This window comes from Allobosea sp. CER48, from assembly GCF_044752385.1.
Lineage (GTDB): Bacteria > Pseudomonadota > Alphaproteobacteria > Rhizobiales > Beijerinckiaceae > Allobosea.
This window is the reverse complement of the sequence record NZ_JBIWYK010000096.1, coordinates 1-8940: the sequence shown is the minus strand read 5'-3', so window position 1 is coordinate 8940 and position 8940 is coordinate 1. Positions and strand designations below refer to the sequence as shown.

9 protein-coding genes are annotated in these 8940 nt (G+C 66.6%); 7 read left to right on the top strand and 2 right to left on the bottom strand.

All coding sequences use genetic code 11. The annotated features are described in order from the left end of the window. A partial coding sequence (locus ACIPIA_RS05920; protein ID WP_400507589.1) for an ABC transporter ATP-binding protein occupies positions 1-1021 on the bottom strand: 1021 nt, incomplete at its 3' end. A 160-nt stretch (positions 1022-1181) separates the two neighbouring features. On the opposite strand from ACIPIA_RS05920, the gene ACIPIA_RS05915 reads away from it, so the two are divergent. From ACIPIA_RS05915 to ACIPIA_RS05905, 3 genes are all read left to right on the top strand, one after another. Then, positions 1182-2033, top strand: coding sequence for a FadR/GntR family transcriptional regulator (locus ACIPIA_RS05915; protein ID WP_400507587.1), 852 nt, complete (start codon positions 1182-1184; stop codon positions 2031-2033). Between the two features lie 145 nt (positions 2034-2178). Beyond that, positions 2179-3153, top strand: coding sequence for a 2-hydroxyacid dehydrogenase (locus tag ACIPIA_RS05910; protein ID WP_400507585.1), 975 nt, complete (start codon positions 2179-2181; stop codon positions 3151-3153). Beyond that, positions 3138-3938 (top strand): AprI/Inh family metalloprotease inhibitor, encoded by an 801-nt coding sequence (locus tag ACIPIA_RS05905; protein ID WP_400507583.1) that lies wholly within the window; start codon positions 3138-3140, stop codon positions 3936-3938. The genes ACIPIA_RS05910 and ACIPIA_RS05905 overlap by 16 nt, the downstream gene beginning before the upstream one ends. A gap of 36 nt (positions 3939-3974) precedes the next feature. Here ACIPIA_RS05905 and hppD read toward each other — a convergent pair whose 3' ends face one another. After that, the gene (gene hppD / locus ACIPIA_RS05900; protein ID WP_400507581.1) at positions 3975-5108 is read right to left on the bottom strand and encodes a 4-hydroxyphenylpyruvate dioxygenase; all 1134 of its coding nucleotides are present in this window, start codon (positions 5106-5108) and stop codon (positions 3975-3977) included. A 108-nt stretch (positions 5109-5216) separates the two neighbouring features. On the opposite strand from hppD, the gene ACIPIA_RS05895 reads away from it, so the two are divergent. The 4 genes from ACIPIA_RS05895 to ACIPIA_RS05880 all read left to right on the top strand — a co-directional run. After that, positions 5217-5705: an Lrp/AsnC family transcriptional regulator gene (locus ACIPIA_RS05895; RefSeq protein WP_400507579.1), complete on the top strand. Its 489-nt coding sequence runs from the start codon at positions 5217-5219 to the stop codon at positions 5703-5705. Positions 5706-5806: 101 nt separating this feature from the next. Further along, positions 5807-6691, top strand: coding sequence for a tellurite resistance TerB family protein (locus tag ACIPIA_RS05890; protein ID WP_400507578.1), 885 nt, complete (start codon positions 5807-5809; stop codon positions 6689-6691). Positions 6692-6898: 207 nt separating this feature from the next. Then, a complete protein-coding gene (locus tag ACIPIA_RS05885) occupies positions 6899-7789 on the top strand; it encodes a UbiA family prenyltransferase (protein ID WP_400507576.1) in 891 nt (296 codons plus the stop codon). Next, on the top strand, positions 7786-8940 hold a 1155-nt coding region (locus ACIPIA_RS05880), incomplete at its 3' end, for an FAD-binding oxidoreductase (protein WP_400507574.1). The genes ACIPIA_RS05885 and ACIPIA_RS05880, both read left to right, overlap by 4 nt.

Here is an 8940-nt window from a genome sequence, read left to right as displayed (position 1 = left end):
TGTCCGGCGAGATCGCGATGCTCTCGCCCGGCAGCGCCGTGATGCGCTCGCGGAACACGCAGGTCAGGTCCTGCCCGCCGCAACGGACGACGACCTGGGTTTCCGAGCCGGTCGGCTCGATCACCACCACCTCGACCTTGATCCCGTCGGGATCGAGCCGGACATGCTCGGGACGGATGCCGTAGATCGCAGCCTTGCCCTCGCTCTCGGCCGGGTGCTTGCCGATCGGCCAGACGACGCTCGCGCCACCCTTGGGGTTCTCGGCCTCGAAGCCGGCCGCCGTGATCTTGCCCTTGAGCATGTTCATCGCCGGCGAGCCGATGAAGCCCGCCACGAACAGGTTGTTCGGGTTGTCGTAGAGATCGAGCGGGGCGCCCATCTGCTCGACGATGCCGTCATGCATCACGACGATCTTGTCGGCCATGGTCATGGCCTCGATCTGGTCGTGCGTGACGTAGACCGTGGTGGTCTTCAGGCGCTGGTGCAGCTCCTTGATCTCGGTGCGCATCTGCACGCGCAGCTTCGCGTCGAGGTTCGAGAGCGGCTCGTCGAAGAGGAAGACCTGCGGGTCGCGCACGATGGCGCGGCCCATGGCGACGCGCTGGCGCTGGCCGCCCGAGAGCTGGCGCGGATAGCGATCCAGCAGCTTGGTCAGGCCGAGAATCTGGGCGGCCTTGTTGACGCGCTCGTCGATTTCGCTCTTCGGCGCCTTCCTGAGCTTCATCGAGAAGGCCATGTTGTCGGCGACCGTCATATGCGGATAGAGCGCATAGTTCTGGAACACCATGGCGATGTCGCGCTCCTTCGGAGGCACGTCGTTCACCACGCGCGGGCCGATACGGATCTCGCCACCCGAAATGTTCTCGAGCCCGGCGATCATGCGCAGCAGCGTCGACTTTCCGCAGCCGGAAGGGCCGACAAGGATGACGAATTCGCCGTCGTTGATGTCGATATCGACACCGTGGATGACCTGCGTCGAACCGTAGGCCTTGCGCACATCGGCGATCTGGACTGAAGCCATGCCGTCCTTCCCTGCTTTCCGTTCCCTGTCGCACCGCCTGCCTGGCGGCAGCGGGCGACCACAATCGGTTTCTCATGACCGAATGATGAAGGCGGCCTCGCCTGCTTTGGGCGATTGTCTCCGCTTCAGTCTGCGATAAAGTCATACGATAGAAGCGAGCGTGTCAAGCGCCGCCACGGCCTGCCGCGCGCTCCTCTCCGGATCGCCGCAATGGCCGCTCAGGGAGGTGCCATCGATGCGCGTGCGCGACTTTTCGCGACCGACCACGCTCAACCCGGACCGGCTCTTCGGCCAGGTCGCACAGAAGCTCGCCGTCGCGGTGATCACCGGCCGGGTCAAGGCCGGCGAGGTGCTGCCCAACGAGGCCGACCTGCGCTCGGACATCTCGGTTTCGCGCACGGCCTATCGCGAAGCGGTCAAGATCCTCACGGCCAAGGGGCTGGTGGAAGCCCGCCCCAAGAGCGGCACCCGTGCTGCGCCGCGCGAACGCTGGAATCTGCTCGATCCCGACGTCTTGTCCTGGCACTTCGAGGCGGATCCGAACGAGCGTTTCATTCGTGATCTCTTCGAACTGCGCCGTTTCGTCGAGCCCAGCGCCGCCCGCCTCGCCGCCCAGCGGCGCACCTCGGCCGACATAGCCCGGATCGAGGCCGCCTATCGCGGCATGGCCGACGGCGCGCCCTATGCCGAGCAGACCATCCGTGCCGACCTCGCCTTCCACGAGGCGATTTTCGCTGCCGCCCAGAACTCCGCGCTGCAATGCCTCGCCAGCGCCGTGATCGCGACGCTGCAATGGTCACTGCTGCTGAAGACCGGCGACGAACAGGCCTATGTCGAGTCCCTGCCGGATCACGAGCATGTTCTGCTGGCCATCATCGATCGCGACGGCGACCTCGCCTCGGCCCGCATGGCCGGCCTCGTGATCGACAGCCTGAACACGACGCTCGCCTCGCTCGGCGCCCATTACGCGACCGAGACGGGAAAAGTGATGAGAATAAAGCATACTAAATAAGCGCCCCGCACGGACGTGCAGGGCGTCATCGGGTACCGCTCATGCAACGGCGCGGCTACAATGGCCTGCCAAGCGGCGTAGTTTCATTTTAATCGATTCATAAGTGACGAATCAACATCCCTTCCAGCCCACGGACAATGCGACGATGACAGCCTCCACCAAGCCCGAGATCATCCAGACCGGCCCGCTGATGGCTTATGCCGCCGATCAGCTGAAGGCTCGCTTCACCGTCCACGAGCTCTGGAACGCCCCCGACCGCGCCGCCCTGCTGCGCGAAGTCTCCGGCCGCGTCCGCGGCGTCGCCGCGGGCGGCGGGCATAATCGCGTCGACGGCGCGCTCTTCGACGCCCTCCCGAAACTCGAAGTCGTCTCCAGCTTCGGCGTCGGCTACGACCATGTCGACGCGGCCGAAGCCGGCCGGCGCGGCCTTGTCGTCACCAACACGCCGGACGTGCTGACCGACGAGGTCGCCGACCTCGCGATCGGCCTGCTGATTGCCACCGTCCGCCAGCTCCCGCAGGTCGATCGCTATCTGCGCGAAGGCAAGTGGCTGAAGGGCAATTACCCACTGACCACCTCGCTGCGGGGGCGCAAGGTCGGCATCGTCGGCCTCGGCCGCATCGGCAAGGCGGTGGCGCATCGCATCGAGGCCTTCGGGCTGCCGGTGGTCTATCACGGCCGTTCGCGCCAGGAGGACGTGGCCTATCGCTACTATCCGTCGCTGGTCGACATGGCCGCCGATGTCGACACCCTGATCTCCGTCGCGCCGGGCGGGGCTTCGACGCATCACATCATCAACGCCGAGGTGCTGAAGGCGCTGGGGCCGAACGGCATCGTCATCAATGTCGGCCGCGGCACGGTCATCGACGAGCAGGCCCTGATCAAGGCGCTGCAGGACAAGACCATCCTTTCCGCCGGCCTCGACGTCTTCGAGGACGAGCCGCGCGTGCCGGCCGAGCTGATCGCGATCGAGCACGCCGTGCTGCTGCCGCATGTCGGCTCGGCCTCGGTCCACACCCGCGAGGCGATGGGCCAGCTTCTGGTCGACAACATGGTTTCATGGTTCGATGGCAAGGGCCCGCTGACGCCCGTGTCGGAGACCCCATGGAAAAAGGCCTGATTCGCCGGCTACTGCCGCTTCTCCTGTTCGGCGCCGGCGGCCTGCCGGCCGCCGCCCAGACGGCGCCGCTGCCACGCGGCGCCGACAAGGCTCCGGAGGCCATCCGCCGCTGGCTGGGCGCCTGGGACCTGGAACTGGTGGGCGCGGCACGCAGCTGCACCGTGACCCTCGGTGCCGATGCCGCCGGCAACGTCCGCCAGCTCCGCTTCCCCGCCACCTGCCGTCGCGCCCTGCCGGTCATCGACATGGCGACGGGATGGACGGTCGCCGCGAACGGACAGCCGCAACTGCTCGACGCCAGCGGCAAGGAAGTGGTCGGCTTCCAGAAGGGTTCGCCGGAGACCGGGCTCGACGGCAAGGGCAGCGATGGCAAGGCCTACCGGCTGGTCTCGAAGGACCACCCGCGCGTGGCGATGACCGCGCCTTCCAACGCCTCCGCGGGATTGACCGCGGCCCAACGACCGACAGTGGTCGACCCCGCGAAGGCTCCCGCCCCCGAGACGCTCCCGGGGCGCTACGTCCTCATGCGGCAGCAGAACCGGGAGGCCTGCCGCCTCGTGCTGTCGCCGCCACCTGCGAGCGGCCCGGGCACCGCCGCCTTCGAAGGCAGCTGTCAGGACACCGGGCTCACCATTTTCGACCCGACGGGCTGGCGCTATGCCGGCGGCAGGCTCACGCTCGTGGCCCGCCGCGGCCACGGCACGGATCTGGTCTTCGAGAATGGCCAGTGGCGCAAGGACCCTCCGGTCGGTGCGCCACTGCTGATGCGCCGGCTCACGCCGTAGGACCGCCCTCGAAACCAGCCCTCGCGGCGCCGCGGACTATGCCGCGTCCGCCGGCTTCAGCACGCCGCGCCGGATCTGGTCTTCCTCGATCGACTCGAACAGGGCGCGGAAATTGCCCTCGCCGAAGCCGTCATCCCCCTTGCGCTCGATGAACTCGAAGAAGATCGGACCGAGCACGGTGCCCGAGAAGATCTGCAGCAGGACCTTGCTCATCCTGCCGGCCTTCTCGCCGAGTGCCACTGCCCCCTCCCCGTCGATCAGGATGCCGTTGGCCTTCAGTCGGTCGACCGGCTCGCCGTGGTTCGGGACGCGCGCATCGATCTTCTCGTAATAGGTCGCGGGCGGCGACGGCATGAACGGCAGGCCGTTGCGACGCAGTTGCTCGACGCTGGCATAGATGTCGCGCGAGCCCATCGCCACATGCTGGATGCCTTCGCCCTTGTACTGGCGCAGGTATTCCTCGATCTGGCTCTTGTCGTCGAGCGACTCGTTGATCGGGATGCGGATCTTGCCGCAGGGCGAGGTCAGCGCCCGCGATATCAGGCCCGTCAGCTTGCCCTCGATATTGAAGAAGCGGATCTCGCGGAAGTTGAAAAGCTTGCCGTACCAGTCGGCCCAATGGTCCATGCGCCCGCGCATCACGTTGTGGGTGAGGTGGTCGAGATAATAGAGACCGGCCTGCTCGGGATGCGGATCGCGATCGCCGATCCATTGGAAGTCGACATCCCAGATCGAGCCCTTCTCGCCATAGCGATCGACGAAATAGAGCAGCGAGCCGCCGATGCCGCGTACTGCGGGGATCGCGAGTTCTCCGGGGCCGATCGCGCTTTCATAGGGCTCGGCACCGAGCGAGACCGCACGCTCGAAAGCCTGCCTGGCATCGACGACGCGAAAAGCCATCGCACAGGCGCAGGGGCCGTGCTCGGCCGCAAAGGCCTGGGCGAACGAATCCGGCTCGGCATTGACGACGAAATTGACGTCGCCCTGGCGATAGAGTGTCACCTGCTTGGATCGGTGACGGGCCACCGGCCGGAAGCCCATCGTCTCGAACAACGCGCCCAGCTTCTCCGGCTCGGGATGGGCGAACTCGACGAACTCGAAACCGTCCGTGCCCATCGGGTTCGCGGCGGAGATTTCCGGCGGCGCGGCATCGTGCGGAAATGGACCCATGGCGTTCCTCCTGTTCTGTTGATCGCCACATCGTCGCGCAGAGCAGGGGCAAGGGGCGTGCAAATCTGTACGCAGCTTCGAAAATGATGCACCATCCATGCGCTCTGGATGAGTGAGGTGCACGAGATGACCACGCTCGACACGTTGGACTGGCGGCTGCTCGATGCCCTTCAGCGCGACGCTTCGCTGACCAATGCCGCCCTCGCCGAGCATATCGGCCTCTCCGCGAGCCAGATCTCGCGCCGCCGCCAGCGCCTCGAGCTTGACGGTGTGATCCGCGGCTATCGCGCCGCGCTGGAACCGGCGGCGGTCGGGCTCGGCGTCATCGTCTTCATCCATGTCGCGCTCGACACCCATTCGCGCGACAATGCCCGGCGCTTCCGCGATCTCGTCCGCCTGACCCCGACGATCCTGGAGGCCCACGCGCTCACCGGCGAAGCCGATTACCTGCTGAAGGTGGCCGTGGGAGACCTCAAGGCGCTCGCCCAGCTCGTCAACGAAATTCTGATGCCGCACGAAAGCGTCGCACGCGTCCGCTCCGAGATCGCGCTCGAGACGCTGAAGGAGCCCGGCCTGCTTCCCCTGCCGATGACATAGCGCGGCGCTTGTGCAAACTGCGGCTTCGTCATGCCGCTTCGATGCGGCTGATCGACCCCGGCCGCACCGCCCGACGGCGCGGCCAGCACAGGAGAACGTCGATGTTCAACGCCAAATCGCTGCTTGATGCCCTGATCAGCGCCGGCAGCCAGGCAGGCGCACAGGCGGGTCAGCAGGGAAGCCTCGGCGGCATGCTCGGGGGCTTGGCGGAACAGGTGCAGCGCTCGGGCGGCCTGGGTGGCCTTGCCGGGCAGATCCTGACCCAGGCGGGCCAGGGCGTCGGCGACGCCGCGCGGCAGACCGGGGTCCAGCAGGGCGCGAACGAGGCGCTGGGCCGGGTGACCGGCGGCAAGACCCCCGATCAGCTGATCGAGCAGGCGAAGGGCCTGTTCAACAGCAACCCAGCCCTGGCCACAGCCGTCCTCGGCGGCCTCGGCGCGCTCGTCTTCGGTACGAAGGCAGGCCGTTCCGTGGCAGGCTCGGCGGCAAAGCTGGGCGGTCTCGCCCTGATCGGCGGCCTCGCCTACAAGGCCTACCAGAACTACCAGGCGGGCAAGCCGCTGCTCGACAGCCGCCAGCAGGCGGTGCTGCCGGCCCCGGCAGGTACCGGCTTCGAACCGCAGGCTGCGACCGAGGCGACCGCCCTTCTCTTCATCCGCGCCATGATCGCGGCGGCAGCGGCCGACGGCCATATCGACGACGAAGAGCGCGACGCCATTCTCGGCGGGCTCAAGGAAGCCAATCTCGACCAGGAAGCGCATGCCTGGCTGGCGCAGGAATTCGCCAAGCCGGCCACGATCGACGAACTCGTCGAGGCAGCGGAAAGCCCGGAGCTTGCCACCCAGATCTATACGGCGGCACGCATCGCCATCAACCCGGACACCGCACCCGAGAAGGACTTCCTGGCTGGCCTTGCCGGCTCGCTCGGGCTCGATGCCGAGCTCGTCGCCAATATCGATGCCGCGGCCAGCGCCGCCAAGGTTTGAGCGCCGGCGACGCGCGAGCCTGCAGGCCCTTCTCCCGGGGTTCGCCGGGGGCAGAAGCCGAATATTAAGCATGGCGTTGAAATCATTGCCGGTTTCGACGCCATTGGCACGTCAGTTTAGGACTTCCCCGCCAATAACGCGGCGCCGGCATGCACCGGCCGCCGCGCAGATGGGCCGGCGCGTGCCGCAGGAGCGACAGGCCGCAACATGTCTTTGGGCGCAATGATCAGGGCGATGCGGCCGCATCACTGGCTCAAGAACGGCCTGGTCTTCATCCCGATCCTGCTGAACCATGACGTCTTCGATCCGCAAGCCCTCTGGCATGGGCTGATCGCCTTCATCGCCTTCAGCCTGATCGCTTCCGCCATCTATCTTCTCAACGATATCAACGATGTCGAGGCGGACCGTCGCCATCCGACCAAGTGCAAGCGTCCGCTCGCCGCCGGCGAGATCACAAAACGGCAGGCCTGCGCCGCCGTCCCGGTGCTGCTCGTCGTCGCCTTTTCCACGGTCGCGCTGGTGCCGCAGCCGAAGATCTTCCTGCTATCGCTGCTGGCCTACCTGTTCCTCGCCATCGCCTATCTGCTTTTCCTGAAGCGCAAGCTGCTCGTCGACGTGCTCGGGCTGGCCGCCATGCACACGCTGCGGATCCTCGCCGGCAACGCCGCGGCCGCCATCCCCGTCTCCTCCTGGCTGCTCGCCTTCTCGATGTTCCTCTTTCTCAGCCTTGCGCTGGTGAAGCGCTATGCCGAACTGAGGCTCACCCAGGATCAATCGGGGTTGAAAAGCGCCGGGCGCGGCTACCATGCCGAAGACATCGAGGCTCTCTCGCAGCTCGGCATGGCCTCCGGCTGCACCTGCGCGCTCATCATGGCGCTCTACGTCGACAGCGCCAATGTGAAGCAGCTCTATCGCCATCCCGAGCTGATCTGGCTGATCTGCCCGATCATCCTCTACCAGATGGCCCGGATCTGGTTCCTGGCGCGCCGCGGCCAGATGCCCGACGATCCGCTCGTCTTCATGATTCGGGACTGGCGCAGCCAGGTCATGGGTCTACTGGTGGTAGCGATCCTGATCGCGGCTACGGTCCTGCCGTGACCGCAGCACTTTCCAGCTATCGGTCCTGGGGCGGGATTGCAGCCCGCGGCAGCGAGATCGTCGATGCCCGCAGCTGGCTCGACGCTCCGCACCGCCATCGTGGCCCCGCGCTCGCCTATGGCAACGGACGTTCCTACGGCGATTCCTGCCTGAATGATGGCGGCGCCTTGATTGACACGCGCGGGCTCGACGACATCTTCTTCTTCGACCGCGAGACCGGCCTTCTGACCTGCGGGGCGGGGCTGATGCTCGACCGGTTGCTGGAGTTCACGGTGCCCGCCGGCTGGTTCCCGCCGGTCACGCCGGGCACCAGTTTCGTCACCATCGGCGGCGCCCTCGCCAACGACGTCCACGGCAAGAATCACCACCGCGCCGGCACGTTCGGCAACCATGTCCGCGCCCTGGAACTCGTCCGCTCCGACGGCCAGCGCCTGATCTGCGCGCCCGATCTCAATCCCGATCTTTTCGCCGCGACGATCGGCGGCTTCGGCCTGACCGGGCTGGTGACGCAGGTGACCCTGCAGCTGATGCCGATCGCGTCACCTGAAATGGAGCAGGAGGTGCTGCATTTCGACGGCCTCCCCCGGTTTTTCGAGATCGCAGCCGAATCCGACGCGACCCATGACTACACGGTCGCCTGGATCGATTCACTCGCCGACGGCCGCCATTTCGGGCGCGGCATCTTCTTCCGAGCCAATCACGCCCCGGCGTCCGGCGAACCTCCGCCGCGCGGGACGCGTAGCCTGCCCTTCCCGCTGACGCCTCCCTTTCCACTGATCAACCGAATGACGTTGCGCGTCTTCAACTGGCTCTACCGCAACGGTCAGCCGCGCAATGGCGCCACGCAGCGCGTGCCCTACCGTCCGTTCTTCTATCCGCTCGACCGCGTCAACGACTGGAATCGCGCCTATGGGCCGAAGGGCCTGCGGCAGTTCCAATGCGTCGTCCCGATGGCCCAGGCGCGCGAAGCCGTCGGCGAAATGCTGCGTCGGACGCTGTCCGCCGGCGAGTCCTCTTTCCTGACCGTACTGAAGCTCTTCGGCAGCAAGCCTTCACCGGGCCTGATGTCCTTCCCCATGCCCGGAGCAACGCTCACGCTCGACTTTCCCAATCGCGGCGAGCGCACGGCGCGACTGCTCGCGGACCTGGAC

What these genes read in the sequence shown, in the direction of transcription:
- ACIPIA_RS05905 (WP_400507583.1), top strand. Translation starts at nt 3,138, where the DNA reads ATGGAAAAAGGCCTGATTCGCCGGCTACTGCCGCTTCTCCTGTTCGGC.
- ACIPIA_RS05890 (WP_400507578.1), top strand. Translation starts at nt 5,807, where the DNA reads ATGTTCAACGCCAAATCGCTGCTTGATGCCCTGATCAGCGCCGGCAGC.
- ACIPIA_RS05895 (WP_400507579.1), top strand. Translation starts at nt 5,217, where the DNA reads ATGAGTGAGGTGCACGAGATGACCACGCTCGACACGTTGGACTGGCGG.
- ACIPIA_RS05910 (WP_400507585.1), top strand. Translation starts at nt 2,179, where the DNA reads ATGACAGCCTCCACCAAGCCCGAGATCATCCAGACCGGCCCGCTGATG.
- ACIPIA_RS05885 (WP_400507576.1), top strand. Translation starts at nt 6,899, where the DNA reads ATGTCTTTGGGCGCAATGATCAGGGCGATGCGGCCGCATCACTGGCTC.
- hppD (WP_400507581.1), bottom strand. Translation starts at nt 5,108, where the DNA reads ATGGGTCCATTTCCGCACGATGCCGCGCCGCCGGAAATCTCCGCCGCG.